The sequence below is a fragment of the Sphingorhabdus sp. EL138 genome, assembly GCF_945890115.1.
GTDB lineage: Bacteria > Pseudomonadota > Alphaproteobacteria > Sphingomonadales > Sphingomonadaceae > Sphingorhabdus_B.
Genome location: NZ_CAMDCK010000006.1, coordinates 81,928 through 107,170 on the forward strand (window position 1 = coordinate 81,928; position 25,243 = coordinate 107,170).

Consider the following 25,243-nt stretch of genomic DNA (forward strand, 5'->3'; position numbering starts at 1 on the left):
TGCCCTACCCGAAGATATGCGGCCTGAAAGGGGCAACGGCGTAGCAACAGCAAAACAAATGCCGGAATGAGAGAGAGGACGCACGCGTCGATGGCCGAAAACCTGTTCGATTTGACCGGCAAGGTTGCATTGGTCACTGGAGCCAATTCGGGCTTGGGCTTCGGCTTTGCCGAGGCGCTGGCGCGTTCGGGGTGCGACGTCATCGTCTGGGGCCGACGCGCCGATGCCAATGAACGTGCAGCTGAAAAACTGCGGGCTTTTGGCGGACGAGTGCATGTCGAAAGCGTTGACGTTACAGACGAAGCGAACGTTGTTCGCGGGGTCGAGTCGGCACTGGCGGCAATGGGGCGGATTGATACCGTCGTCGCCAATGCGGGCATCGCCAATCAGGTGCCTTTCCACGAAATGGATTCCAAAACCTATCACGACTTGTTGAATGTTAATTTGCACGGCTCGGTCTTTACGCTGCGCGAGGTTGCCAAGCATATGATCGCGCGCGCCGATGCAGGCGACCCCGGCGGTTCGATGATATTGTGCGGCAGCGGTTCGATTTTTCAAGGCGTGCCGACGATGGCGCATTATGCGATTGCCAAAGGCGCGCTTAATTCTCTGGCCAAAACGTTGGCCTCGGAATTGGGACCAAAAGGCGTGCGCTGCAACGTCATCGCGCCGGGCTTCATCATCACCGAAATGACAATGGCGGACCCTGCGATTGGCAAAATGATTGCCGACATGGTCGCCGCCAAAGCGCCGCTGGGTAGAGCTGGCAATCCCGACGATCTTTGGGGCGCAGTCGTTTATCTCGCCAGTGATCTTTCACGCTACCACACCGGTGATACGCTCATCATCGATGGCGGCAAGATTGCGAATAACTGATGTTTGCTAGGCCCGCCGCAATTTATAGTCAGACCGCCTATGTCACCAATGACATGGAGCAGGCGCTGGTTGTGTTCCGCGATCAATATGATGTGCCGTCATTCTATGTTTTTGCCAATGATGCGCCGGGAATGGTGCAGTCGGACGGCGCGCAGCTCAAGATCGCGCTGGCACTGGTCGGCGGCGTTGAAATCGAATTAATCGAGCCGCAAGGCGATACCGCACCGATGTTTAGCGCCCCTTTGCCAAGCGACGGCAGTTTCGCGATCCGCTTTCATCATGTCGCGTACCGCGTTGAAGGCGACCTGTCGGATTTCGAAGCGCATATGGCGAGCATCGATTCCGAAAAACATCCCGTGATTTGGTCGGGCAGTCTGGGCGATATGATGCGCTTTGCCTATACTGACGAACGGGCGCTGCTTGGCCATTATGTCGAACATGTTTGGATGCACGCCGATTTGCGCGCGCAGATATCCGGAGCGATTCCGGTATATCCCGCGGTGAAAGATTGACTGATGACTGACCAGCTAACGCGTCTTAACTTCCGCGATATTGGCGGTTTGCCGACCGAAGCAGGCGGTTTCGTGCGGTCAGGTATCTTCTACCGGACCGAGGGGCCGAAGAATTTTGTCGGTCAACATCTTGAGGATTTGAAGGCGCTCGGCGTTCGCGCGATCTTTGACCTACGTTCAGACGGCGAGCGCGAACGCGATCCGCATGATTGGCATGACGATGATTGCCAGTGGCTTGCGCTCGATATGAATACAGACTTGCGCGCGGCGGATACCACCGAATGGGAACGGCTGCGCGATGATCCCGATCCAGCACTCAGCCAGCTTGTCATGAGCCAGAATTATGCGGCGATGCCGGGTGCATTACTGCCGCACTGGTCGACGCTTGCGAAAACGCTGTTGGACGGTGCGGTACCTGCGATTATCAACTGTACGGCGGGCAAGGACCGCACCGGAGTTGCGGTTGGGCTGTTGCTAAAAACCGTGGGAGTCACGCGCGATGCGATTCTTGCGGACTATTTGAAGTCCGATATTTTCGGCAAAAACATGGTCCTGCAAGGCTCAATCGAGCAGGGCTTTATGGAGAGCTTTGGGTTCATGCCCAACCAAGCGGCAGTTGATGCGCTTATTGGAGTTGATGTGGCCTATCTCTTGGCTTCGCTTGATCAGATAGATGCACAATGGGGCGGAATCGAAGGATATTGCGATGCGGCTGGTGTGACGGCTCCGATGCGAACCGAGTTATCGCGTTTGCTGACAACTGACATAGATATATCGAAACATGAGAGGGAAATATAATGGCGAACGCATTTTCAACGGGCGGCGTGATTGGATTAGGTGGTATTGGCGGCGGCGTGGCCAAATGCCTACAACGGTCTGGTCAATTGAGTGCTATTTATGATGTACGCGCCGAATCAGCCGACAACGTTCCAGGTGCCCCAGTCATGTCGAAAAGTCCGCGCGAATTGGCAGCTGCATCGGATTGCGTGTTGATCGCGGTGTTGAATGGAGCGCAGACAATCGCGGTGTTGTCCGGCCCCGATGGTGTGCTTGCCGCGAATAAGCCAGGCCAGATGGTCATTTTGCTCTCTACGATTTCGATGACCGACCTCGAAACCTCGCAAAAGCTGTGCGCTGATGCAGGCGTTATCTTGCTAGATTGCGGCGTCACGGGCGGTCCCAAGTCGGGCGAAAATGGCCTGATCTGTCTGGCAGGAGGCAGCGATGTAGATATGGCAGCAGCCAAGCCGATATTTGATGGCTTTGCAGGGTCGGTGATCCATATGGGCGGTCCTGGCACCGGAATGGCCGCCAAGATTGCACGCAACACAACGTTTTTTGGTTGTATGCGCGCCGGATATGAAGGTGCCGTTATTGCGCGCAATTACGGTGTCGATCTGAACCAACTGCGCATGGCGTTGTCCGGCGACGCCGATTCTGGTGGTGGCCTTGAAGGCGCATTGTCGATGGTCGTTCGGCCCGATCCCGCGGGTAACGATCAGGAAACCGGTGTTCGCAATTATTTCATGGGCCTGATGCTCAAAGACCTTGAGGTGGCCATTGAGGAAGCGGCAAAGTTTGGCGCGCGGCTGCTCATGGTTGAATTGATCCGCGACAATGCGCTGTCGACATCCGGTTTGGAACATCCATTGGGCCAACCGCTATAACACCTGATTAAAGGATATAAAAATGAACGAACAAGATTGGGACAAGGGTCTCGAAATTTTTGATGCAGTTTATGGCCCCGGCGCGTCAGGAATGACCACGCCGTTCAAACATAAACGCTTCAATCAAGAGATTGTAGGCAACCAGTTCGCAAACCTATGGGGAGATCCCGCGATGTCGATCCGGGAGAAGCGGCTGATGGTGCTTGGCGCGACTGCGATGCTCGGCCGCGCAGACCTGGTCGAAATCCAGATGACGGGCGCGCTTATAAATGGCGAGTTTACCGATGAACAACTTGACCTGATTCCGCATTTCCTTCTGTTCTACGCAGGTGCTGGCAACACCACCGCATTGTTTCGTGGAATTGAAGCAGCCAGAGCGAAGGTGGCGGAGATGAAAAAGGATGCGTGATCTTGCGCGCCTGCCGCTTGACGGAACTGCCTTTGCGGCAAAATACGGACCGTGGGCCGTTATCGCAGGTGCATCCGAAGGTACTGGGTCGTGCTATGCAGAGGAACTGGCGGCGATGGGGATCAACCTCGTGCTCGTCTCGCGCCGCAAGGATGCGCTTGACGCTCTTGGCGACCGGTTGAAGGCAGAACACGGCGTAGACTATCGCTCTGTGTCACAGGATCTGACTGCGACCGACGCGGGCGCGTCGCTGCTCGCGGCAACTGCGGACCTTGATATTGGCTTGTATATTTCAAACGCTGGCGCCGACGGCGCTGGTAACAGTTTTTTGGACACTGAAACCGAGCGGTCACACCGGTTGGTGCGCATGAACATCGGCACGTTAATTGAAACCACGCATGGTTTCGGCAACCGGTTTCGTGCGCGCGGCGGTGGCGGGATATTGATCATGGCATCGGGTGCGGGGCTAGGCGGTCAACCGATGCTGGCGATGTATGCCGGTACAAAGGCGTTCGAGATATGTTTTGCTGAATCGCTTTGGGGCGAGCTGGGCGATGCGGATATCGACGTGATTGCGATTGCCGCGCCACTCATGAACACGCCAACGTTGCAGCGCGCGACCGAGGGCATGGGCTTCGATCTGAGCATCGCTTACGACCCCGCCGATGTCACACATAATGCCCTAGTCAGCCTTTTTGCAGGCAAGCCTGTGCTGATTGTACCTGACGGTCCCGGCGAAGAGAATTTGCCCGCAGTTGAAGCGGCGCGGATCGAGCGGGCTGCTGCGTTCAAGCAATGGGCAAAAGCCTACACCGGTTAAATACGGATAACAGTGAAGACCTTAGGAGAGGCGCCATGGAAAGACTTCAAGGCAAAGTTGCCATCGTAACGGGCGGCGGCGGCGGCATAGGTTCCGCAGTCGTGCGCCGCTTTGTATCCGAAGGGGCAAAGGTCGCCGTTGCCGACGTATTTGCTGACTCTGCAAAAGCCGTTGCCGAACCGCTCGGTGATGCCGCCATCGCGGTGCAGTTCGATGCGTCTGATCCGGCCTCAGTTGAGGCAATGGTGGAAAAGACCGTCGAGCATTTCGGACGGCTTGACATTCTCCATAACAACGCCGCGATGACCGATCCCGTCAAATCGCAGCAGGATACCGATGCAGTGACGATTCCGCTCGAAATCTGGGACGAGATTATCGACGTCAACCTGCGCGGTTATTTGCTTGGGTGCAAATATGCGATCCCGCACATGATTTCGGGCGGTGGTGGGTCGATCATCAACACCGCGTCAAATAGCGGCAGTGCAGGTGATCTCGCGCGTATTGCTTATGGTGCCTCCAAGGGTGCGATCATTACGATGACCAAATATATCGCGACGCAACACGGCCTGCAAAACATCCGCTGCAACTCGGTCGCACCCGGCGTGGTCTTGACCGAGGCTTTGAGCAAAACAGTTCCGGGGCTCGCCGATATTATCAAGCGGCATATCTTGACGCCCGAATTCGGGGTTCCCGATGATATCGCAGCACTCGTCGCGTTCCTTGCCTCGGATGAAAGCCGCTACATTACCGGCGAGAATATCTCGATCTCGGGTGGCGGCCTTTCGCACCAGCCACATTATGCCGACCTGATGGACTTCATGGCGCAGGCGATGAAATGACTATGCTGAGCGTTGCCGGTTTGGAAGCAGAAGCAAGGGCGGCAACTGGTCTCACCGACTTCGGCCCGGATACCGGTTGGCGCGAAGGGCTTGTTCGATTGGTGAATGCTGTTGAGGCGATGAACCCGCCCGACCAGCTTCGCCATATCGCGCAGCATAATATCGTGGGGCAATTGTCCACGCGGCTTCGTTTTGTTGAGGACGACCGCAAATATCCCGACATAGCGCGCCAAGATGTTGGTGCGCCGCTAATTGTTGTCGGTCTGCCGCGCACCGGAACGACAATCAGCTATGATTTGCTGTGCCTCGATCCAGAGGCGCGCGCGCCGCGTGAATGGGAATGGTATGTTCCATGGCCGCCAACCGATGCCACGACCTTTGATAGCGATCCTCGCATCGCGGTAGTCAAGGCGATGTATGACAATTGGCTGCAGCACGCGCCGCAGTTGCTCGATATACAACGGTTCGATTGCACCCAGCCGGGCGAGTGCAATCACGGGATGCAATATCATTTTGGCAGTACCAACTTTGCCGCAGAACTGGGCGTGCCGGACTTCGCCAAGTGGCTGCGTGAGAACAGGGTGCAGGGGCAGTATACCTCGCACAAGCGGCTGCTCCAGAATTTTCAATGGAAGGGGCCAAAAGGCCGATGGACTCTGAAGTCACCCCAGCATCTTTTTGATTTGCCTGCCTTGCTCGAAGCATATCCAGACGCAATGCTGGTGTGGACTCACCGCGATCCTGCACTGACATTCTCGTCGCTATCGAGCTTTATTGCGGGCTTTCTTGCAGCCTTTGGTGGCGACAAGGACAAGACGGCAATTGGCCGCGAGGTGGTGGACACATGGATTGCAGGAATGACTCGCGGGCTTGCAGCGCGCGCTGATCCCGCGATTGAGGCGCGCATTATTGATCTGGCGCACAAGGATGTTGTGGCCAACCCCAAGGCAGCAATCCAGCGGATTTACGACAAGTTCGGCCTGGCATTTTCGGAAGCGCACAAAGCGCGCATCGACCAGTTTCTAGCCGACAATCCAGCGGCCAAGCGCATGGGCAAACATAAGCATAGCCCCGAGGAATATGGCATCGACGTAGATGAGGTGCGGGTGCGGATGAAGGATTATTTCGACCGTTTCGGTCACCTGCTGGGGAGGCCGGAATGAGCATTCTTGATCGGTTTCGTCTCGATGGCCGCACCGCAATCCTGACTGGCGTTGGCCCCGGTGTTGGGGAGCATGTCGCCAAGGCCTACGCAGAACTTGGCGCGAATGTGGTCATTTCGGCACGCTCGCCAGACCGGCTTGAGAGGATTGCCGGAGAGATCAACGCGTTGCAGGGCGGACGGGCGTTGGCTGTAACAGCGGACGCAGCAAACAAGGCCGATCTTGGAAATCTCGTGACCTGCGCGCGCGACGCTTTTGGTCCGATCCATATCGTCTTCAACAATGCGGCGGCAGGGGTAGTCTATGCGCATGACGGCGGACTGTGGGCAAATAGCGACGAGGTCTGGAAAACCGCGATGGACGTCAACGTGATGGCAACATGGAGACTGACCGAACTGACTGAGCCCGACATGAGAGCGCACGGCAACGGCTCGATCATTTCGGTGCAGAGCTGCGGAGGTTTTACACCGATCCCGCCGGCGGTAGCCTACGGCGTTAGCAAGGCCGCATTGCTGTTCCTCGTGCGCGAGCTGGCGAAGACACAAGCCCCGCATACGCGGATCAACTGCCTGTGCGTTGGCTCGATGAGTCCTGACGGGCAAGAGGCGGAAATCCACAAAGGCTTGGGCCTTGCCGAACGCAACGCAATCAAACGCTTTGGCGCGGCTGACGAAGCCGTTGGCGCAGCGATTTTGCTGGCGAGCGATGCCTCAAGCTATACTACGGGCAGCACCATCTTCACCGAAGGTGGCCGCGTCGGTACGATCTCGTGAGCAATCCGCTTTATACCGCCGACCAAGAAGCCGCCGAGAGGCTGGCGTTGCGACTGATTGAACGCACAGACGTCCGCACAGCGCGTGAATTGGCGCGACTAGGGATGCTGGCCGATCCGGCTGCAAAGACGCTTGATGGCTCATTGGGATTGGACCGAGCGCTGGACCAATGGGTGCTGGCGCTCGCCATGCGGGAGGCGAATGGCGATACCGCCGATCCCAAAGTCGTCTGGAATGTGTCAAATCCACCGCGCAGCTGGTTCGGCCATGTCTATCACGGCGCAGCGGTAGCGGTTGATAATCCCGACAATTTCAACCGCGAAATTCCGATTGATGGTGCTGGTCATTACGAGATTGATTTGCGCTTCTCCCCCAACCCGCCGCAATTCAGCATCGTGATCGAAATGGAACCGGAGCATCATGCCGGTTTGGGGCGCAACATTGGCGCGCTGACATTGCAGCAATTATTGCCGCATTGTGACGCGGATGGCGGTGTTACGGTGACGGTCGGGCCTGAACCGGGCGGACTGTTACACCTACAAAGCGAGGCAGGCCGCATCCAGATTTACACCCGCGACAGTCAGGCCGATTGGACCCAGCGGCCCGCCGAAGTCAGCGTCCGCCGGCTTGATCAGCCAACGGGTTGGAAGCCACGAAGTGAAGATGAGATCGCCGCCGTTATCATCGCAGACATGCCCGCCTGGATTCGCTTCTGGAGCAGTTTCAAAGACGATTTTCTGGGCTTTCCCGACCCCAACCGGTTGGTCGGCCCCAATGGCCGCGACGGCAATTGGGGGTATTTGGCGGGTGGCCGGTTCGCGGTCGGGGATGATGAAGCCGTGCTTGTGACGCTTGACCCTGCGGGCAGTTATTATACCGGTTTTCAGATCACCGATCCGTGGACAATCGCGCCTGACCCGATGCTGCGGCTTGCCAGCCTAAACAAGTCGCAATGTGTGCTGAATTCCGATGGTACCGTGACTTACGCAATCGCACTCGCCGACCCCGGTATTGCGAACTGGATAGATACCTGCGGGCTGCATGACGGATGGATGCTGACGCGGTGGCAGGGGGTGCCTGCCGACGCCGCCATGGAACCGCTGATTCGGGAAGTCCGGCTGGTAAAGTTGGATGCAATTCCAGGCGACATCCCGCGCGTGGATCTGGACCATCGGCGTGCGCAAATAGCAAAACGTGCGAGCGGTTTTGCAATGCGGACGAGTGCAGAGGGATGGCAGGATGCAACCTGAGGGGTCGATCATCGAGCTGTGCCATGTCACCCGCGATCTGGATGCGGCGCTGCTGCACTGGACGCGTGATTTGGGGGCAGGGCCGTTTTTCGTGTTCGACGTTCCCGTCCTCCCCGGCCAGCTTTATTATGGACAGCCAACCGAGGTGTCGATGCGCGTCGGCTTCGGCTTTTCAGGCGGTGTTTTGATAGAACTGCTTCAGCAAACCAACGACGGCGCGTCGCCATTTCTCGATTTTTTGAGGACACGCGGTGAGGGATTGCACCACATCATGCCGCGAACGGATTTTGACACTGGCTATGCGCGGCTGTCGGCGGCGGGGCATCAGGTGGCATATTCGGGAACGATGCCGGGTGGCGAACGCTTTTGCCTATTCGATACCCAAACGGCCAATGGCTGCTATGTTGAGTTGATGGAACTTTCGGAAGCAATGCAGGGCTCACTCGCATTAATGGAGAAAGCGCATCTAACGTGGGATGGGGTAACTGACCCTGTGCGCAATATGGAGCGGCTCGCCGAACTCGCCGGTTAAAGCTTCCCGCTTCCCATCGCGGCGAACAGCTTCTGGAAATCGGCGTAGCTTGGCTGATGCGCGGTGACGCCGCCGTCGATTGGGATGGCGGCGCCAGTGATGAATTTGCTTTCGTCACTCGCAAGGAAGGCCACTAGATTGGCAATGTCTTCTGGTTGCCCCAGTTCGGGCGTGAGGTGATGCGACAGCAAGATATCCTTCACCACATCGGGCGTTGATTCCACTGCCAGCGGGGTCAACACAAAGCCGATGACCATACAGTTAGATCGCACATTTTGTTTGCCATATTGCGTGGCAATCATCCGGTTGAGTTGAATCAAAGCCGCTTTGGAGGCGCCATAAGCCGTCAGCGTTGCTTCGCCTTGGACGCCAAAGCCCGATGCGCTGTGGATGATTGATCCGCCGCCACCGGCAATCATATGCGGAATGACATATTTGCTCATCAACATCGCGCCGCGCACATTGACTGCCATCGCCATGTCCCATGCTGCGACGTCAAGGTTGACGACATCGAGGTCCTTCTGGCGTTGAGCATCGTTCTGTATCGCCGCGTTATTGTGGAGAATGTCGATCCGGCCAAATCGCTGGGTCACCGTGCTGGCCAGTGATCGAACGGACTCTTCATCTGTAAGATCAACCGCGAACGCCACTGCGCCAGCTATCGTGGCAGCAACGCCCTCGACCGCCTTTGCGTCAATGTCTGCGAGAATGACGGTTGCACCGTCAACGGCAAGCCTTCGCGCCGATGCGGCCCCAATACCTCCAGCAGCACCCGTAATGATGGCAACGCGATTGTCTAATTTTCCAGACATAGATACTCCTCAGTTGGCATCCACCATGTACGGGTCGCTGTGTCCACCTGCCAAACGGAAGGTTGGCATCGGTTTGCACCATCTCATACCGGCCACATAGATAACATACGGGGAGGGGACCCGATGCCGACTACTATCGTTCCAGTGCCTGTCATGCCGGCACCGCCCGTCGCAGGGGCCGCGTTTTTGATCGGCACGATTGTGATCATGACGGGCATCCTGCTGTGGTGGGCGTTAGGTGGGGAGCGGAAGCGTCAGGGATGGGTGTTGCCGTTGATCTTTGCTGGCACGGCATTGTCCGCCGTGATGATCGAGCCGGTTTACGATAACACGCTGCTTTACTGGTATCCCGACGTTAATAATCTGGCCTTTTTCCGGGCTTACGACCGCACAATCCCGTGGTTCGTGCCCTTGGGCTATGCGTGGTTCTTTGGCGGGTCGGCCTATCTTGTCTGGCGGGTGATCGAGGGCGGAGCGTCAACTGCCAAAATCTGGAAATTATTTGCTGCCACCGCTGTCGTTGACTGGCTCGCGGTGTCGATATGCGAATGGCTCAATCTCAGCGCATTTTATGGCAACCAGCCGTTCCACATTTTCGGCTCGCCAATCTGGTTTTCATTCTGCGATGCGACCGGCGGTTTTGTGCTTGGCGCTGCACTCGCCGTGTTTATGCCTTATCTGAAGGGGGCGAAGCGTTTGTGGCTACTGATCTTGCCGAGCTTCACTTATGCCTCGACACTTGGATCGACGACCGCGCCGGTTTCGCTGGCGCTCAATTCCGGCTGGTCAACGCCGGTGGTGTGGGCAGGCGGCACCGCGACGATGCTAATGTGCATGATCGCCATCCATGTTATCGCCCAAATGTCGGACGCACGGCAAAAGGCAAACGCATGAAGCGGTTTTCGGGGCGCGATTGGTGGTTCATCCTCCTGTTCGGCGCGATCTATATGTTCAACTTTATCGACCGGATGATTATCTCTGTTGTCGGTGAACCAATCCGGCGTGAATTCGGTCTGTCTGATCTGCAATTGGGCATCATGGGTGGAGTTGCCTTTGCGCTGTTTTACGGCGGTATTGGCATTCCGCTGGCGCGGCTAGCAGAGCGCATCAACCGGGTAGGCATTGTCGCGACGGCAACCGCATTATGGTCAGTGATGACGATGCTGTCAGGCATAGCAGGAAATTATTGGCATCTGCTGCTCGCGCGCATGGGTGTGGGTATCGGAGAGGCGGGTTTTACACCGCCCGTCGTGTCAATGATCGCAGATCGGTTTGCGCCGGAAAAGCGGGCGACGGTGTTTTCTTTGATAGCCGTGGGCGTTTCGGTCGGCGGCGCGGTGGGTGCCCTGGGTGGCGGCTGGATCGCGCAGAACCATGGCTGGCGCATGGCGTTTCTGGTGATGGGTGCGCCGGGGTTGCTGCTGGCTTTGCTGCTTTGGCTGACAATAAAGGAACCGGACCGGCAGAATGCGGACGGCGCGGCCCCGGCCTTTGGCGCAGTGCTGCGGCGCGTTGGCAAGTCGCGGGCGTTTGTGACCTTCACCTTTGGCAGCGGCATCGTTGCTTTGGTGGGATTTGGCCTCAACCTTTTTTTAATCCCGCTTCTGGTCCGCCGCTTTGGCTTTGACCTGAAGGACGCCGCCATCACTTTTGCTCTGACGTTTAGCGCCGCGACTGCACTTGGCGGTGTGGTCGGCGGGATGCTGGCAGACCGGTTCGCGACTAACGATCACCGGCGTTATGGCGTGCTACCGATGATATCATCGGCGCTTGCCTTGCCGCTATATCTCGCAGCGATTTATCAGGATGACTGGCGGTTCATGGCGGTGTTGTTGTTTGCAGCAACCTTCTGCCTCTATGCCTTTTTGCCCACGATTATGACGGTCACGCAGCGGTTGGTCGAACCCAGGATGCGTGCGACGGCGGCGGCAATCCATGCCTTTGGTCAGACCGTATTTGGTCTTGGCTTGGGCTCGGTGTTTCTCGGGTGGATGAGTGACCGTCTGGCGAGCGGGCATTATGGCACGGGATATGCAGTTGAGTGTTTGGCGCGCAAGGCAGGGGCTCCTTCTGCGGCCTGTGCGGCATCGTCCGGCACCGGTTTGCAGCAAGCGCTTCTCTGGCTCGGCCTGTTCTTGCTACTGGCCATTGCCAGCTATTGGGTTGCCGCACGCAGCATCGCCGGTGAAATTTCTGCACTTGAGGAGGATAAACCCGAATGACGGATATTTATGACGCAGTTATCGTTGGCGGTGGCCATAATGGCATGGCAGCCGCAGGCTATCTCAGCCGGGCAGGCAAAAAGGTTGTGGTTGTTGAACGCTTGGACAAAGTCGGCGGAATGACCAGTTCGGGCTATATGATCGCCGATGCACCAGGTTATCTGGTGACACCATGTGCAGTGGAATTGCTGTTTGCGCGCGGGTCCGGGATCATCGAAGATCTGGAATTGAAGAAGCACGGGCTGACGACAATCGACCCTGATCCGAGTTACGCCTATCTCCACCCGGACGGCCAATCGATCGCGCTCTTTCGCGACTACAAACGGACAGCCGACGATATTGCACGCATCCATCCGGGTGACGGCAAGCAATATCTGAAGTTCATGGAAGTCATGGATGCGATGATGGACATTGGCTTTCCGATCATGATGGCGGAGCCCGGCAAGCCCGATTTCCGCAACCTGACCAAGATGATTGGCAGTGTGGTTCGCAATGTGCGGTTGAAGGATCAACTGATTGCGATCTCCAAAGCGACCGCGGATCAGGTTGCGTGTGAGTGGTTCGAGCATCCCGCCACCATTGCTCTGCTCAATGGTATCGCGGCGGGCGCAGGACCGGTGGATGATGACGGCAACGCGGCAGCCTATATGATCTTTGCCGTGACGCACCGCTTGGGCACAGGCAAGCCTGTTGGCAGCCTGCAGGCTTTTGCCAATGCAATGGCCAAAAGCATAACCGAGAGCGGAGCGGAGATTTTGCTGGGCGCACCTGTTGCCGAAATCCTGATCGAAAATGGCGCAGCAAAAGGTGTGCGCCTCTCTGACGGGCGGGTTTTGCGGGCGAAGGTTGTTGTTGCAACCAGCGATCCCAAAACGACCTTTGCCATGACGACGCCGGGCGCGGTCGATCGGCAGTTGATGCGACGGATCGAGCATGTCCCGTCCAACCGTTCAAATGCAGCGCCATTTCTTGCCAACGTCGCGATGAAGGCGCCGCTGAAGCTGAAAAAGCATCAGAATATGCGGCATGATGATGCAGATTTGAACAAGGCGGTCGGGCTGATCGGTCTTGCCGACGATGTGCGCCACAGCTTTGCAACGGCGCGTCGCGGGGACATTCCGGACCGGCATGCCGTGTCACTCAGCCCGCTGTCCAACATTGATCCGACGCAGGCACCACCGGGCTGCTCCATTGCCTATCTCTATCTGCCGGCAATGGCGGTCGATGCGCGTGAAGGCTGGTCTCCCGCGCTTAAGGACAAGACGATGGCATCAATCATTGCGCAACTGTCCGAATATTATGACGGGTTCCAGCATGAGGTTGGCCGCTTCGTTGAAACCGCACGTGAGCGTGAAACCCGGCTGAATGTTAGCAATGGGTGCGTTACCCATGTCGACTTCGGGGCACTGCGGGCGGGAACTCACAGGCCTGCCACAGGATTTGGTGGTCCTAAGCCTGCTGTGCCGGGATTGTTTCTGGGCGGGGCAGGGAGCCATCCCGGCGGCGGTGTTTCGGGCATCGCCGGGCGCATTGCTGCCAGCAGGTCGCTGCGCTATCTGAAAAAATTGTGAACCACGTAGCCATCATTACCGGAGCCGCAGGCGGAATGGGGGCGGCGATTACCCGTCGTCTTGTCAAGACCCGGACCTTATTGCTGTCCGACGTCGACGGTGATCGCCTTAATGCGGCGACCGCGCAACTCATCGCTGAAGGGTACCAGGCGCACGCCGTCTGCGGCGACCTTGCTGATCCGCAGGTTTCAGACGTACTCGCCGAGCACTGCGCAGCCCTTGGCCCATTGGCAACACTAGTCAACGCTGCTGGATTGTCTCCGGTTCAAGCTGATTGGCGGACCATAATCGCAGCCAACATAGTCGCGCCGCAACGTTTGTTGAGTGCATTTCAGCCAATACTCCAAGATGGCGCCGTTGGCATAATGATTGCTTCGGTCGCAGGTCATCTTGGGCCTGTCGACGCCGCTGTTCAGGTTTTGTTGGATGACCCATTGCAACCCAATCTCTGCGATTTGCTTGAGCCGTTGCTTGTGGAAATCATCGCGACGCACGGCGGCACAATGGAAGGCCAAGCCTATTCTGCTTCGAAGCGGGCTGTTATCAGGATGTGTGAGCGCCGGGCGCTTGACTGGGGTGTGTTCGGTGCGCGCCTAGTGTCCGTATCTCCAGGCGTTGTCTGGACGCCCATGGGGCAGGAAGAAGCCGCTAGCGGACACCGCGCGCAAGCAATGGCGGACGCGACACCTATGGGACGCTGGGGGACGGCAGATGATATTGCCGGAACGGTCGAGTTTCTTGCGTCCGATGCCGCCAGCTACATTACCGGTTGCGACATCCGCGTAGATGGCGGAGCAGTTGCCGCGATGCGGGGGGCGAATTTTTAGCCTTTCCGGTCGACCCAGTCGTTAATCTGGTTCCAATGCAGGCTGCGGTTCGAGGCAAAATTCTGACAATGGGCTGCATTTTTCAGTATTTGCAACTCGATGCTAGGAGACTTGCCAAAGTATGCAGGCTCAAGCTCGGGGGCAGGGCTGGTGTCAATTTCGCTCTGAACTATCAGCACAGGAACGGCGATTTGTGCCGAGGCTTCGTGAACTATCCCCGGCGTCAAAGCGTCACGGCCGAGGCAGGCAGGAGTCGTCGATCCATTGGCCTCATCGAACTCAATCAGCTCTGTTGGTACATCTGACCAATAGAAAAGCTTCCGCATGGGTTCTCGCGGGGTGGCGAGATAGCCTGATGGTATCAACCCTGCTTGCAGCGACGCGACATCAGTATCGCCAAGCACCATCGGCTGATTTGACCAACCCAGCACAGCAACGCGGTCCAGCCCCTCGTGCGCTGCAGCTTGCGTGATAATCATCAACCCGCCCATCGAATGGCCAAGGCCAGTGATTGAAACCGGACGAGCCAGTTCGGCGACGCAATGCACAAGTGCGGCGTTGTGCGCAGCCGCAATTTTCATTCTGTCTAATCTGCTTTCAGGCTCGGGCGTGCTGCTTTGGCCCATGCCGAGCATATCGATGGCGAGTACCGCTTTCCCATGCCCTGTGAAAAAGCGCGCAAAGCTGTAACTATCATCGGCAAAATGGGGATGCCAGTAATGACGGTTGTAGCCGCCACCGTGGACTGCAAAAATCAGGTCTAACTGGCCGCTCGGCATTTCTTCGGGCAGGTGGAGTGTCGCGGCGATATGGGCAGGCTCATCGATATCAACCGCAGAAGTAACCTCGATCATTATGTCAGTCGATTTCATGCAGCGGCGATCCTTGTTGAAGTTCGCATTCTGGCTAGGTGCGGCGGGTATCAACCTGCCGGGGGAAAGGTTGCGCACGGCGGTAAAAGGCGAGCTTAAGCAAGTTCAAACCGGAGGAACGGGAAGCATGGCGAGTGACGGGCTGGAATGGGAGAAATTGATCGACGGCCTGCGTCCGTTAGGTGATGCAATGCGCGCGCGCGTTCCAGAACGGTTGCGCGGTAATCCCCAGATTATGGCAGAGTCGATGCGCCTGTTGTTGTCAGGATTGGCACGCGCCAGTTCAGACGCTTTAGTGGGCGATAGGCGGCATCCGATGTTCGTTCCCGAACTCAATATCGCGCAGAATATCTTTCAGCCAAATGCCGACACGATATATAAAAGCTGCCTGATCGAAAAGGGTGGTAGTTATTTGCTCAAGGGCGACCGCGGTACGACCAGAATGATGATCCTGGCCCAAATGGGGCCGGATACCCTGCGCACAGGCAAGCATCACCCCGTCCTCGATCAGGGCAATTTTGATAATTTGCAAATCGATAGCGAAGGCAATTTTGAAGTCGTCATTTCGCCGCAAAAGCCCGCTGGCCATAAAGGTGACTACTGGCCGCTCAACGAGGCTTGCGAAAAATTCATGATCCGCATTGTCAGTTGCGATTGGGGCGTCGAGCGCGAACCGCGTTTCGGTATCGCGCGATTGGATGTCGATGAAGCCAAGGGCCGTCCTTCAATCGACGCCCTAAAGCACGCATTTGGAGAAATGGCGGGCATCACTCAAGTGTGTGCGTTAGCCTTCCCAACGCACGTCCAAGAACTGCGCGATGAAGGCTTTCTCAATGCGCTGAAGGTCTTCGACGTATCGCAAATGTCGGGCCTGCAAGGGCAAAGCTATTATGAAGGCGCTTATGAACTGGCCGATGATGAGGCACTGATTACAGAGGTCAAAATACCTGAGGCCTATAAATATTGGTCAATCATTCTGACTAACGAGCTTTACGAGACGACTGATTGGTACAACAATCAGTCCAGCCTGAACGACATGCAGGGGGTAATCGACAGCGATAGAATTTTCCGCACGGTCATATCGGCTCGCGATCCCGGCGTACATAACTGGCTTGATACAGCAGGCTATGAAAGCGGCGCTATCCAGGGTCGGTGGTTTGGCGCAAATGCAACGCCCAATCCCAGTATACGCAAGGTGAAACTTGTGGATGTATGGGATCATTTGCCAGCTGTAACGAAGCGCGTCTCGCCCCAAGATCGCGCCATTGCCTTACGCAATAGGCGCATCGCGGCGCAAATGCGGGCTATTTGGTAAATTGCCAACCTATCGTTGGAAAGGCTAAGCTAGACGCTGCTGGCCCTAACTGCAAAGCGTAGAATTCAGGAGAGTGACAATGGCATCCGCCGCACCAACAACATTACCGCCGCATGTAAAACCCGAAAACGCATTGGCCTCGCCATTTTTTGCGCGCAAAGTCGTGAAGGATTGCCCTCAGGAAACGCTCATCCCAGAAATGCACGCGACGCTGGGGCCTATAACTTATATCACCAATATTTTTCCCGGTGATAAGCCGGGCTGGCTGCTAACCGGTTATGAAGACACGATGGCGATGCTTCGCAACGTCGATGATTTTACCAAGAACGGCATGGGCCAGTGGTCACAGAGCATTGGTGAAAATTGGTTGGTGCTACCCACCGAAGTCGATCCGCCAATGCACACCCACTACCGAAAGGCGCTCAATCCAAGTTTTTCGCCGCAAAAAATGGCGGCAATGAAGGAAGATCTACGCGGACGCGCCATCGACCTGATCGATAAATTCCGTGATCGCAAAGAATGCGATTTTGTTAATGAATTTTCGGAGCGCTATCCAATATACATCGTGCTTGATCTGCTCGGTTTGCCTCAGGATCGCATGGCCGAATTCCTTGTGTGGGAAAAAAACATGCTGCATACCAATGATTGGGAAGTGCGCAAAGCAGCTGTTAAAAATGCGGTTGATTATTTGAAAGGCGAAATTGCCGCCCGCCGCGTGGCACCGCGTGACGATTATATCTCGAAACTCTTTGATCTTGAGGCTGAAGACGGTCGGAAATGGAACGATGAAGAAGTGCTTGGCCACTGCTTCAACCTGTTCCTTGGCGGACTTGATACGGTGACTACGATGCTTGGCAATATCGTTACCTGGCTGGCGCGTCATCCCGAACAACAGCAGCAGCTTCGCAGCAATCCAGACCAGATCGTACTGGCGGTTGAAGAATTTCTTCGCGTATTCGGGCCTGTGACCGCGTTCCGGATTGCGACAAAGGAATTGGAAATTCACGGGCAGAAAATCATGCCGGGCGAATATGTTTCCGTCTGTACGCCGGTCGCAAATCAGGACCCCAAGATGCACGATAATCCCTCGGAAGTGCGCTTTGACCGCAAAGCGCCGCACATCGCCCTTGGTGGCGGAATCCACAAGTGTTTGGGGATGCATCTGGCCCGGTTTGAGTTGCAGGTAGCACTTGAAGAGCTATTGAAAGCTATCCCCTCGTTCCGCGTCAAGGATGGGTTTGACCTTGGTTATTTCGTCGGCAACATCACTTTTGTGCCGGCGCTTGAGCTGCAATGGGATTGATTAGGCTGTGTGCATATCGACGTGGAAGCGGGAGAGGCGTAGCGATGCGAACTTCCATCCATCATCTGACCGGTGGTATCTTTCGTGATATTGCCCGTAGCCGGTGATAGATGCGATGCCTGGGATAGGCGATTTGCCCGGTTGCCATACGACACGGTCCTGCATTGCCCAGACTCCTTCTGCGGCGTCTTCACTAAGCAAGGTAATTTCAGGTGTGTGCACCTGATGGCTTGAGACAGCATCTACGACGGCGATACGAATTTGCTCGATAATCGCAGCGCGTCCATGGAGAGGAGGGTTTCCAGTGTCTTGCTCGACATCTAGAACCGCGTCTTCCAAAAATAGCGAGGTAAGGCCCTCCCAATCCTTGGTATCGAGAAAGCGGCAATAGCGCGCCTTCAGGCCTCTAATTTCATTTTGTGCCAAAAGCATTTGCAGCGCGTCCATAAAATTACCCTCTTGATCTATTGGTTTCGATATTCGCTGATGGTCGGTGGTCACCCGCCTGTCTGCGGATAGGTTGATAGACGTGCGTACCCGTTGATGGCACAAGTCGCGAATAATGAAAAAGAGGAGCGCTGTGATGGCAGAGGAAGCAGGTGCGAAGGCACTATTCGAAAAATTTGGAACTTATGTGCTGCCTGGTCGGGTAGATGACCCACGTCGCGCAATTGACGAAGCCCAAGAAGCCGAGCGGATCGGTCTCGGAGCCGTCTGGATTTCAGAACGGTTCGCATTGAAAGAGCCAGCAGTTCTTGCTGGTGCGGTCAGCGAAGCCACATCAAAAATACGGATCAACGGAACTTTTTACTCGACGATGCGGCATCCTATTGTAACCGCGAGCATTGCTAATCTGATGCAGGCGATGAGTGGCGAACGATTTGGTATCATGTTCGCACGGGCTGTTCCTGCTTACATGAAGATGCTCGGCGCGCCGGCAATCACAATGGAGCGGCTTGCTGATTGCATCTCGATCATGCGAAGCCTTTGGAAGGGTGAGACGGTAGATTATGAAGGGGTGCTCGGTAAGTTTCCGATGCTGAAGTTGACCGATATGCATAAAGGCAAAGTGCCGCCGATCATCTTCACCGCTATTGGCCCTAAGTCGTTGGAATTCGCAGGTACGCATTGTGACGGTGTTTTGTTGCATCCCTTCGTGTCACCCGACGGTGTTCGGAACAGTACGAAAATTGTGCGCGATGCCGCTGAAGCGGCTGGACGTGATCCGATGAGCGTGCGAATTTATCACAATATCATAGTCGCCCCCGATTTGCCGAAGGACGAAGAGGAAGCTGTGGTCGGTGGTCGCGCTATCACTTATTTCGAGTTGCCGGGCTTTGGTGATATGATTGTCGAAATAAACGGTTGGGATAAATCGGTGCTCGACGAAATCCGCGCCCATCCAAAAATCGCGTGCCTAAACGGGAAGCCTGCGGACCAAGCTTACACACGGCAAGAGTTGGTTGACGTCAGCCGGATACTGCCCAAGCATTGGATTGACGAGGGTGCGGCTGTGGGTACTGCGGCACAGTGCGCTGACCAGTTGATGGCGTTTTTGGATGCAGGCGCCGATGAAATTCTCCTCCACGGTTCGTCGCCGTTTGACATGGGGCCGCTAACCACCGAACTGAAGCGAGCGCTGGTGGCAAGGGGGCTGTAGTTATGGCGATGGCGTCGGATGAAGTACGCGCGCGGCTGCGTGATTGGCTGGAATCGAATGTCAATGGATGGCGCAACGTCAACCTACGCCCGATGGAGATTTCGCTCGGTTCGGGATTTTCGGCCGAGATATTCTTTGTCGACGTTGACTACAACGACGCCGACGGCGCGCAATCGCGGACTTTGGTGGTCCGTCGCCAGCCAACCGATTTTGAAGTGGTTCTGGGGTCTAGCCTTTCGCTGCAGGGCAATATGATGGCTGCGCTTGACCGATTGCAGGTGACACCCGTGCCCGAATGGGTCGGAATAGAGTTGGATCCGGATGTGCTTGATATGCCATTTTTGGTTATGGGGCGAGTTGACGGCCATTCGGCAACGCAGCGACCGAATTACAACAGCGCAGGTTGGGTCGCCAATATGTCCCCGGCAGAGCGCAGCCGAACCTGGCGAAATGCGATCGAAGCCTTCGCAAAGATGAGCAAAATTGATTGGCAAAATGATGGCTTCGCCTTCCTAGCGAATCCGGATTGGGGGGCGGCCGGGCTTGACCAGTATCTCGGCCATCTTGAGGCATGGTATCATGGTTGCCGTAAAGGTCGCCCAATGCGCTATATAGATGCGGCGATGGCCTATATTCGTGAGCATCAGCCGCCCATAACGCCCATCAACGTATTGTGGGGGGACAGTACGCCATCCAACGTTATGTTTGCGCCGGACGGAACGGTGAATGCATTGATTGATTGGGAACTGGCGGCTCTTGGGCCGTCCGAGCTGGATCTCGCATGGTGGCTCTATTTCGATGACTTGTTCAGCAGGCGCTTTGGTGTTGAGCGGTTAAAAGGGCTTCCAACCCGCAGTGAAACCATTACTATTTGGGAAACAGCGGTTGGACGAAAGGCAGAACATCTTGACTATTTTGACGTGGTCGTTGCGCTGCGGATGGCACTGGTTGTGGTTGGGGCATTTGACCGGCAGGTGGGTATCGGCAACATTTCGGCAGACAATAAATCGCTCGATGCCAATCTGATGACAACATATTTGGCAGAACGATTAGACATGGCATTACCCGAACTTGGACCCGATTTTTACGCGTTTATGAGAAACCTGACACCCGTCGATCAAACGGACGAGGCTTCAGCCTGATGTCTGAAGAAATCGCACAGAGCCCACAAGAAGTCATCGACACGTACCCTATGGGTGCGTGGCAGATCGCTGCGGTGGTCGTTACAATATTACTCAACGCGCTCGACGGCTTTGATGTGCTGTCCATCAGTTTTGCGGCACCTGGGATCGCAGATGAATGGGGCCTAAAGCGAGACGCGCTCGGTTGGGTTCTGTCGATGGAACTCATCGGCATGGCGGTAGGATCAATCGTGCTTGGTGGTGCAGCAGACCGTTACGGCCGGCGACCGACAATAGTTGTGTGCCTGATCGCGATGACGATCGGGATGTATATGGTTTCGGAAACGTCGAGTATCACTGAACTTTCGATTTGGCGTGTGATAACGGGGCTTGGCATTGGCGGTATGCTTGCTGCGATCAACGCGGTCGTCGCTGAATTTAGCAGCCGCAAATGGCGCAATTTGTCGCTGTCGCTGATGGTCATCGGCTATCCGCTGGGCGCTGTCGGGGGCGGCCTTGTGGCACGGCAATTGCTTGAAGGTGGTGATTGGCGCAGTATCTTTGTTTTCGGCGCTGTGGCGACCGCTGCGTTCATCCCGTTGGTGTTGATTTTCATTCCGGAATCGCCAGCCTTTCTTGCCGAAAAACGCCCTTCGAACGCGCTGCAACGGATTAACCGGACTCTCTTCCGCTTCGGATTACCAAATATTTCGGCGCTTCCGCCTGTGTCTAGCGCCAAGAACATGAGGTCGGTGTTTGACATTTTCCGGCCATCGCTCATCCGCACGACTTTGCTCGTCACTTTTGCCTATTTCACTCATGTCAGTTGCTATTATTTCTTCATGAAATGGATACCCAAGATTGTCGTCGACCTTGGGTTTGATGCCAGTTCGGCAGCGGACATCCTGATTTGGGCGATGCTGGGCGGCGCGACGGGTGGAGCAGTTTACGGGGTGCTGACGCATTGGTTCGGGATCAAGCCTGTGACCATCGCTGCTCTGCTGGGGTCGTTCGTTATGGTCTCTCTGTTCGGGCGAACAACGCCGGATTTGCAGGTGCTCGCCTTGGTCGCAGGAATAACGGGGTTCTTTATCAACGGCGCCGCTGTGGCGTTCTACGTCATTCTCGCGCGAGCCTTCCCTGTCCATGTGCGGGCTTCGGGCTCGGGCTTTGGCATCGGCACGGGCCGCGCAGGGGCGGTGGTCGGACCGGCATTGGCTGGCATATTGTTCGCCGGTGGAACGCCGCTTGCCAGCGTAATGATGCTGATGGCGATGGGCTCGTTGCTGGCGGCTGTTGCGATCTATTTCCTAAAGCTAAACTCCGCCGAGGAGCCTGAAACCAATGGGCATCTACACACATAATTGCGTCGGGACGAATGACGTCTCCCGTGCGGGACGTTTTTATGACTCGGCACTGGCTCCACTTGGGATTGTCCGGCTTGGCGATTTTCTCGATCAGGGACTTGCTTATGGCAACCGCGCTGCCGAGTTTCTGGTCTTGCGCCCGATTGATGGTAGCGCTGCTAATCCCGGCAATGGCGCGACCATTGGTTTCAAAGCACCCAATCGTGCAGCTGTTGATGCGTTCCATATCGCGGGACTTGCCGCAGGCGGCAGCGACGAAGGTGCGCCTGGCCCGCGCGGCGCGGTGCCGAACGCTTATGGCGCGTATTTGCGTGACCCCGATGGCAACAAGATTTGCGCCTATTGCTTCAAGCCCGAGACTTAGATCTTTGCAAAAGCGTCCATCGTTGCGACGCCGTGGTCAATCACGACCAGCTTGCGCTCGCTGACGCTCGACCGAAAATGCAATGTTCCCGACATATTCCATATTTCTGTCGTGATCGTCTCGCCGGGATAAACCGGTGCCGTGAAGCGCGCGTCGATACTGCTCAATCGTGCGGCGTCGCCGTTGCAGCACGCGTGTATGAGTGCGCGAGCGACCACACCTAATGTCGAAAGCCCGTGCAATATCGGCCGGTCAAGGCCAGCGCGCCTTGCGGTCGCGCCATCTATGTGCAGCGGGTTACGGTCGCCGGACAGGCGGTAGGTTGCAGCTTGGGTAACCGATGTTGGCAAAGTCGCGACAATGTCAGGACTGCGATCTGGCACCGGCGGCAAGACGTCGCCCGGCAACTCCCGCTCGCCGCCAAACCCTCCTGCGCCTCGCACCACCCATGTCTCGGTTGATTCGGCTACTAACGCCCCGCTGAGGGTTTTCAGCGTCTTCACGGCGCGCACCAAAGCCGACTTGCCAAGGCCTTTATCGGCAATGTTAGTGACAATGGTTTCACCCAATAGCGTGCCAGCAGGATCGAGCGGCTGGAACAGCGTTAGCCGCTGCTCGCCGTGCAATATGTTTATCCAGTCGAGCCCGCAGCTTGGGTCCATTGGCCAAAAGCCCGGTGTACCCAATACGAGCGCCATGGTTGGCAGGACTTGCAACTGGCGTTCATAGAGGAAATCAACCTCGTTAATCGCAGGGTCGAGCCCAGCTCCAACCCCGAGAGCATAAATAATTGCATCGCGGGGGTCGTAATCATCTGTTGCGTGGGGAATTTTATATTCCTGCAGCTTTTCAACGTCTAGGGGACTGCTCACGCCAGCGCTTTGCGAAGCGCTCGGATGTTGTCATCTTCGGCCCGTATCGTAACATTTGCTTCTGCGGCAATTTTGAAACCGTGAAAACAGCCGGGATAGACGATCAACTCCACCGGTACTCCTGCTCTGGTAAGTCGCGCAGTATAGGCGAGACATTCGTCGACGAACAGATCAAGCGATCCGACCGCGATGTAAGCGGGAGGCAGGTCGGATTGTGACGTTGCGCGGGCAGCCGAACCATATGGGTCTGCGGTATTTATTCCCAAATAGGCGTCCCGGCAAAACGCACTGTTTGCGCGGGTCCAGACAAATTCGCCTGTGAACGGATTAGCATCTTCCGACCCTGCCAATCGATCATCAAGGCGCGGTGCCTCAAGATGTTGAAACGCGATTTTATACTCGCCGCGATCACGCGCCATCAAGCATAGGCAGGCGGCCATCGCGCCACCAGCGCTGCCGCCGCTGACTGCGATGCGATCCGGATTGATGCCCAATATATCGCATTGTTCGTTCAGCCAGCGCAGCGCCGCATAGGCGTCGTCCATTGGCCCGGGAAACGGCGTTTCGGGGGCCAGGCGATAATCAACCGAAAGCACGAGGCATCCCAGTTCCGCCGCCCACCGCATCAACTGTGGCTGGTCCATTTCGGGAATACCCAGAACATGCCCGCCCCCGTGGAAATGCAATATGGCTGGCATGTTCGTGCCCGAGGTCCGTGGCTGGATCAGCAGGCAGCGAATATCGCGACCGTCATCACCCGACGGGATATTTATGACGTTGGAACTTACCGGAAAATCCGGCAACGGGCGCGCCGCCATCATCTGGGGAATAGCCGACCGTATCATTGGCAGCGTCTCCGCCGACAATGTCATTGGCGGAAAAGCGTCCAGCATCGGCAGCAGTTCAGGGTCTACCAGATAGCGCGTGGTCATTTGTTTCTTTTCCGGTCATCAAGCCCAAGGCTTCGTCCGATAATTTCTTTCATTATCTCCGACGTGCCGCCAAAGATACGGCTGATGCGCGCGTCTTGATAGATACCGCAGATACGATATTCTTCCATATAGCCTGCGCCTCCGTGTAGTTGAAGGCATTGATCGACTACACGGGCCTCCAGTTCGCTTGTTAGTAGCTTTGCCGCAGCAGCATCGTCAGCTGTCAATTCGCCGTTGTTAAGCAAAAGCACACTCTGATCGATATAGCATTGCATAGCATCAAGTTCGGCTTTCATTTCGGCCATCTTGAAACGGCTGTTCTGGAACGTGCCGATAGGCTGCCCAAACGCCTTGCGTTCCTTTATGTATTCAAGCGTGATATCGAATGCAACTTGCGCGGTGGTCTGGAATATAATAGCTGCGACCAAGCGTTCCTGCGCTAAAAAACGAGCAAGATATTTGAAGCCCATTGTCGCATCGCCAATGACGTTGGCCTTGGGCACCTTCACATCATTAAAAAAGAGTTCTGCGGTGTCCTGCGCTTTAAGTCCCATCTTTTTCAATTTACGACCGCGTTCAAATCCTTCCATCCCGCGCTCGACCAAGAATAACCCGAGTCCGTGGCTGCTTTCCGGATCGGTGCGGGCCGCGACAACGACGACATCGGCAAGGATGCCATTGGAGATATAGGTTTTCGAACCGTTTAAAACCCAGTGATCGCCCATATCAACGGCACGGCTTTTCATGCCAGCCAAATCGCTGCCAGTGCCCGGTTCGGTCATGGCTACCGCAAGGATTTTTTCACCGCTGACTATGCCCGGCATGAACCGCGCCTTTTGTTCGTCTGTCCCGAGCTTCGCGATATAGGGCGCTACAAGATTGCTGTGCAAATGGAGATAGAACCCGAGATCGCCGTGGCGGGTGTTTTCCTCCATGATAATTTGCTCAAAGCGGAAATCCTCGATCCCAAGGCCGCCATATTGTTCCTCAGCCCATGTGCAGAGCAGTCCGTTTGCACCCGCTTTGGTAAAGGCCTCGCGGTCAACAATACCGGCTTCGTGCCAGCGTTCGACATTCGGCCAAATCTCGGTCTGCATGAATTTGCGGACCGAATCGCGAAACTGGTCATGTTCAAGTTCGAAAGTTACGCGACGCATATAAGCT

At 56.1% G+C, this 25,243-nt stretch carries 27 protein-coding genes; 21 read left to right on the forward strand and 6 right to left on the reverse strand.

The features are described 5' to 3' along the window. The first annotated feature begins 66 nt into the window (after nt 1-66). The 11 genes from Q0O07_RS04310 to Q0O07_RS04360 are packed head-to-tail and all read left to right on the forward strand — an operon-like array spanning nt 67 to nt 8,841. The gene (locus tag Q0O07_RS04310; RefSeq protein ID WP_295490799.1) at nt 67-876 is read left to right on the forward strand and encodes an SDR family oxidoreductase; all 810 of its coding nucleotides are present in this window, start codon (nt 67-69) and stop codon (nt 874-876) included. Continuing rightward, nucleotides 876-1,388 carry a VOC family protein gene (locus Q0O07_RS04315; protein WP_295490802.1) on the forward strand — a complete coding sequence of 171 codons (513 nt, stop codon included), beginning with the start codon at nt 876-878 and terminating at the stop codon, nt 1,386-1,388. The genes Q0O07_RS04310 and Q0O07_RS04315 overlap by 1 nt, the downstream gene beginning before the upstream one ends. Nucleotides 1,389-1,391: 3 nt before the next feature. Further along, on the forward strand, nt 1,392-2,186 hold the full coding sequence (locus Q0O07_RS04320; protein ID WP_295490804.1) for a tyrosine-protein phosphatase: 795 nt from the start codon (nt 1,392-1,394) through the stop codon (nt 2,184-2,186). Further along, on the forward strand, nt 2,186-3,055 hold the full coding sequence (locus Q0O07_RS04325; protein ID WP_295490807.1) for an NAD(P)-binding domain-containing protein: 870 nt from the start codon (nt 2,186-2,188) through the stop codon (nt 3,053-3,055). Before Q0O07_RS04320 ends, Q0O07_RS04325 begins: the two co-directional genes overlap by 1 nt. 22 nt (nt 3,056-3,077) lie before the next feature. Further along, nucleotides 3,078-3,464 (forward strand): hypothetical protein, encoded by a 387-nt coding sequence (locus Q0O07_RS04330; protein ID WP_295490810.1) that lies wholly within the window; start codon nt 3,078-3,080, stop codon nt 3,462-3,464. Further along, nucleotides 3,457-4,284 (forward strand): SDR family oxidoreductase, encoded by an 828-nt coding sequence (locus tag Q0O07_RS04335; protein WP_295490813.1) that lies wholly within the window; start codon nt 3,457-3,459, stop codon nt 4,282-4,284. The genes Q0O07_RS04330 and Q0O07_RS04335 overlap by 8 nt, the downstream gene beginning before the upstream one ends. A 35-nt stretch (nt 4,285-4,319) precedes the next feature. After that, nucleotides 4,320-5,123, forward strand: a complete 804-nt coding sequence (locus Q0O07_RS04340; protein ID WP_295490815.1) for an SDR family NAD(P)-dependent oxidoreductase — start codon at nt 4,320-4,322, stop codon at nt 5,121-5,123. Further along, complete coding sequence (locus tag Q0O07_RS04345) at nt 5,120-6,286, forward strand: sulfotransferase (protein WP_295490818.1); 1,167 nt, start codon at nt 5,120-5,122, stop codon at nt 6,284-6,286. Before Q0O07_RS04340 ends, Q0O07_RS04345 begins: the two co-directional genes overlap by 4 nt. Next, nucleotides 6,283-7,059, forward strand: a complete 777-nt coding sequence (locus tag Q0O07_RS04350) for an SDR family NAD(P)-dependent oxidoreductase (RefSeq protein ID WP_295490820.1) — start codon at nt 6,283-6,285, stop codon at nt 7,057-7,059. Before Q0O07_RS04345 ends, Q0O07_RS04350 begins: the two co-directional genes overlap by 4 nt. Next, nucleotides 7,056-8,309, forward strand: coding sequence for a hypothetical protein (locus tag Q0O07_RS04355; RefSeq protein WP_295490823.1), 1,254 nt, complete (start codon nt 7,056-7,058; stop codon nt 8,307-8,309). Before Q0O07_RS04350 ends, Q0O07_RS04355 begins: the two co-directional genes overlap by 4 nt. Beyond that, nucleotides 8,299-8,841 carry a VOC family protein gene (locus Q0O07_RS04360; protein ID WP_295490826.1) on the forward strand — a complete coding sequence of 181 codons (543 nt, stop codon included), beginning with the start codon at nt 8,299-8,301 and terminating at the stop codon, nt 8,839-8,841. Before Q0O07_RS04355 ends, Q0O07_RS04360 begins: the two co-directional genes overlap by 11 nt. On the opposite strand, the gene Q0O07_RS04365 is transcribed toward Q0O07_RS04360, so the two are convergent. Beyond that, entirely contained in the window at nt 8,838-9,653 is an 816-nt protein-coding gene (locus Q0O07_RS04365) for an SDR family NAD(P)-dependent oxidoreductase (RefSeq protein ID WP_295490828.1), read from the reverse strand. The two genes, Q0O07_RS04360 and Q0O07_RS04365, sit on opposite strands and share 4 nt — an antisense overlap. Before the next feature lie 123 nt (nt 9,654-9,776). Here Q0O07_RS04365 and Q0O07_RS04370 point away from each other — a divergent pair, with 123 nt between their 5' ends. From Q0O07_RS04370 to Q0O07_RS04385, 4 genes are read left to right on the forward strand one after another with little or no spacing between them, the layout of a single operon-like run. Continuing rightward, nucleotides 9,777-10,547 (forward strand): hypothetical protein, encoded by a 771-nt coding sequence (locus tag Q0O07_RS04370; RefSeq protein ID WP_295490830.1) that lies wholly within the window; start codon nt 9,777-9,779, stop codon nt 10,545-10,547. Next, entirely contained in the window at nt 10,544-11,875 is a 1,332-nt protein-coding gene (locus Q0O07_RS04375) for an MFS transporter (RefSeq protein ID WP_295490832.1), read from the forward strand. Before Q0O07_RS04370 ends, Q0O07_RS04375 begins: the two co-directional genes overlap by 4 nt. Then, entirely contained in the window at nt 11,872-13,446 is a 1,575-nt protein-coding gene (locus Q0O07_RS04380; RefSeq protein WP_295490835.1) for an NAD(P)/FAD-dependent oxidoreductase, read from the forward strand. The genes Q0O07_RS04375 and Q0O07_RS04380 overlap by 4 nt, the downstream gene beginning before the upstream one ends. After that, the gene (locus tag Q0O07_RS04385; protein WP_295490837.1) at nt 13,443-14,273 is read left to right on the forward strand and encodes an SDR family oxidoreductase; all 831 of its coding nucleotides are present in this window, start codon (nt 13,443-13,445) and stop codon (nt 14,271-14,273) included. Before Q0O07_RS04380 ends, Q0O07_RS04385 begins: the two co-directional genes overlap by 4 nt. Here Q0O07_RS04385 and Q0O07_RS04390 read toward each other — a convergent pair. Further along, nucleotides 14,270-15,145, reverse strand: a complete 876-nt coding sequence (locus Q0O07_RS04390) for an alpha/beta fold hydrolase (RefSeq protein WP_295490840.1) — start codon at nt 15,143-15,145, stop codon at nt 14,270-14,272. The two genes, Q0O07_RS04385 and Q0O07_RS04390, sit on opposite strands and share 4 nt — an antisense overlap. Between Q0O07_RS04390 and Q0O07_RS04395 the strand changes: the two genes are divergently transcribed. Together Q0O07_RS04395 and Q0O07_RS04400 are read left to right on the forward strand one after the other, a co-directional pair. Further along, nucleotides 15,129-16,460, forward strand: coding sequence for a hypothetical protein (locus Q0O07_RS04395; RefSeq protein ID WP_295490843.1), 1,332 nt, complete (start codon nt 15,129-15,131; stop codon nt 16,458-16,460). The genes Q0O07_RS04390 and Q0O07_RS04395 overlap by 17 nt on opposite strands. Nucleotides 16,461-16,539: 79 nt before the next feature. Then, nucleotides 16,540-17,763 carry a cytochrome P450 gene (locus tag Q0O07_RS04400; protein WP_295490846.1) on the forward strand — a complete coding sequence of 408 codons (1,224 nt, stop codon included), beginning with the start codon at nt 16,540-16,542 and terminating at the stop codon, nt 17,761-17,763. On the opposite strand, the gene Q0O07_RS04405 is transcribed toward Q0O07_RS04400, so the two are convergent. Further along, nucleotides 17,764-18,210 carry a nuclear transport factor 2 family protein gene (locus Q0O07_RS04405; protein ID WP_295490848.1) on the reverse strand — a complete coding sequence of 149 codons (447 nt, stop codon included), beginning with the start codon at nt 18,208-18,210 and terminating at the stop codon, nt 17,764-17,766. Nucleotides 18,211-18,346: 136 nt separating this feature from the next. On the opposite strand from Q0O07_RS04405, the gene Q0O07_RS04410 reads away from it, so the two are divergent. Genes Q0O07_RS04410 through Q0O07_RS04425 form a run of 4 tightly spaced genes read left to right on the forward strand, consistent with a single transcriptional unit; the run spans nt 18,347 to nt 22,275 of the window. Then, nucleotides 18,347-19,423, forward strand: coding sequence for a TIGR03857 family LLM class F420-dependent oxidoreductase (locus tag Q0O07_RS04410; RefSeq protein ID WP_295490851.1), 1,077 nt, complete (start codon nt 18,347-18,349; stop codon nt 19,421-19,423). A 2-nt stretch (nt 19,424-19,425) separates the two neighbouring features. Beyond that, a complete protein-coding gene (locus tag Q0O07_RS04415) occupies nt 19,426-20,565 on the forward strand; it encodes a phosphotransferase family protein (protein WP_295490854.1) in 1,140 nt (379 codons plus the stop codon). Continuing rightward, complete coding sequence (locus tag Q0O07_RS04420) at nt 20,565-21,908, forward strand: MFS transporter (RefSeq protein ID WP_295490856.1); 1,344 nt, start codon at nt 20,565-20,567, stop codon at nt 21,906-21,908. Before Q0O07_RS04415 ends, Q0O07_RS04420 begins: the two co-directional genes overlap by 1 nt. Further along, entirely contained in the window at nt 21,889-22,275 is a 387-nt protein-coding gene (locus Q0O07_RS04425) for a VOC family protein (protein ID WP_295490858.1), read from the forward strand. Before Q0O07_RS04420 ends, Q0O07_RS04425 begins: the two co-directional genes overlap by 20 nt. Here Q0O07_RS04425 and Q0O07_RS04430 read toward each other — a convergent pair. The 3 genes from Q0O07_RS04430 to Q0O07_RS04440 are packed head-to-tail and all read right to left on the reverse strand — an operon-like array spanning nt 22,272 to nt 25,236. After that, entirely contained in the window at nt 22,272-23,147 is an 876-nt protein-coding gene (locus tag Q0O07_RS04430) for a MaoC/PaaZ C-terminal domain-containing protein (protein WP_295490861.1), read from the reverse strand. The two genes, Q0O07_RS04425 and Q0O07_RS04430, sit on opposite strands and share 4 nt — an antisense overlap. Beyond that, nucleotides 23,144-24,079, reverse strand: a complete 936-nt coding sequence (locus Q0O07_RS04435) for an alpha/beta hydrolase (RefSeq protein ID WP_295490863.1) — start codon at nt 24,077-24,079, stop codon at nt 23,144-23,146. Before Q0O07_RS04435 ends, Q0O07_RS04430 begins: the two co-directional genes overlap by 4 nt. Then, entirely contained in the window at nt 24,076-25,236 is a 1,161-nt protein-coding gene (locus tag Q0O07_RS04440) for an acyl-CoA dehydrogenase family protein (RefSeq protein WP_295490866.1), read from the reverse strand. The genes Q0O07_RS04435 and Q0O07_RS04440 overlap by 4 nt, the downstream gene beginning before the upstream one ends. Between the last annotated feature and the right edge of the window lie 7 nt (nt 25,237-25,243).

Bases quoted from the DNA above. Each gene is read 5' to 3' on its own strand.
- Q0O07_RS04310 (WP_295490799.1), top strand. From the start codon at position 67: ATGAGAGAGAGGACGCACGCGTCGATGGCCGAAAACCTGTTCGATTTG.
- Q0O07_RS04315 (WP_295490802.1), top strand. From the start codon at position 876: ATGTTTGCTAGGCCCGCCGCAATTTATAGTCAGACCGCCTATGTCACC.
- Q0O07_RS04320 (WP_295490804.1), top strand. From the start codon at position 1,392: ATGACTGACCAGCTAACGCGTCTTAACTTCCGCGATATTGGCGGTTTG.
- Q0O07_RS04325 (WP_295490807.1), top strand. From the start codon at position 2,186: ATGGCGAACGCATTTTCAACGGGCGGCGTGATTGGATTAGGTGGTATT.
- Q0O07_RS04330 (WP_295490810.1), top strand. From the start codon at position 3,078: ATGAACGAACAAGATTGGGACAAGGGTCTCGAAATTTTTGATGCAGTT.
- Q0O07_RS04335 (WP_295490813.1), top strand. From the start codon at position 3,457: ATGCGTGATCTTGCGCGCCTGCCGCTTGACGGAACTGCCTTTGCGGCA.
- Q0O07_RS04340 (WP_295490815.1), top strand. From the start codon at position 4,320: ATGGAAAGACTTCAAGGCAAAGTTGCCATCGTAACGGGCGGCGGCGGC.
- Q0O07_RS04345 (WP_295490818.1), top strand. From the start codon at position 5,120: ATGACTATGCTGAGCGTTGCCGGTTTGGAAGCAGAAGCAAGGGCGGCA.
- Q0O07_RS04350 (WP_295490820.1), top strand. From the start codon at position 6,283: ATGAGCATTCTTGATCGGTTTCGTCTCGATGGCCGCACCGCAATCCTG.
- Q0O07_RS04360 (WP_295490826.1), top strand. From the start codon at position 8,299: ATGCAACCTGAGGGGTCGATCATCGAGCTGTGCCATGTCACCCGCGAT.
- Q0O07_RS04365 (WP_295490828.1), bottom strand. From the start codon at position 9,653: ATGTCTGGAAAATTAGACAATCGCGTTGCCATCATTACGGGTGCTGCT.
- Q0O07_RS04370 (WP_295490830.1), top strand. From the start codon at position 9,777: ATGCCGACTACTATCGTTCCAGTGCCTGTCATGCCGGCACCGCCCGTC.
- Q0O07_RS04375 (WP_295490832.1), top strand. From the start codon at position 10,544: ATGAAGCGGTTTTCGGGGCGCGATTGGTGGTTCATCCTCCTGTTCGGC.
- Q0O07_RS04380 (WP_295490835.1), top strand. From the start codon at position 11,872: ATGACGGATATTTATGACGCAGTTATCGTTGGCGGTGGCCATAATGGC.
- Q0O07_RS04395 (WP_295490843.1), top strand. From the start codon at position 15,129: ATGTCAGTCGATTTCATGCAGCGGCGATCCTTGTTGAAGTTCGCATTC.
- Q0O07_RS04390 (WP_295490840.1), bottom strand. From the start codon at position 15,145: ATGAAATCGACTGACATAATGATCGAGGTTACTTCTGCGGTTGATATC.
- Q0O07_RS04400 (WP_295490846.1), top strand. From the start codon at position 16,540: ATGGCATCCGCCGCACCAACAACATTACCGCCGCATGTAAAACCCGAA.
- Q0O07_RS04405 (WP_295490848.1), bottom strand. From the start codon at position 18,210: ATGGACGCGCTGCAAATGCTTTTGGCACAAAATGAAATTAGAGGCCTG.
- Q0O07_RS04410 (WP_295490851.1), top strand. From the start codon at position 18,347: ATGGCAGAGGAAGCAGGTGCGAAGGCACTATTCGAAAAATTTGGAACT.
- Q0O07_RS04415 (WP_295490854.1), top strand. From the start codon at position 19,426: ATGGCGATGGCGTCGGATGAAGTACGCGCGCGGCTGCGTGATTGGCTG.
- Q0O07_RS04420 (WP_295490856.1), top strand. From the start codon at position 20,565: ATGTCTGAAGAAATCGCACAGAGCCCACAAGAAGTCATCGACACGTAC.
- Q0O07_RS04425 (WP_295490858.1), top strand. From the start codon at position 21,889: ATGGGCATCTACACACATAATTGCGTCGGGACGAATGACGTCTCCCGT.
- Q0O07_RS04435 (WP_295490863.1), bottom strand. From the start codon at position 24,079: ATGACCACGCGCTATCTGGTAGACCCTGAACTGCTGCCGATGCTGGAC.
- Q0O07_RS04440 (WP_295490866.1), bottom strand. From the start codon at position 25,236: ATGCGTCGCGTAACTTTCGAACTTGAACATGACCAGTTTCGCGATTCG.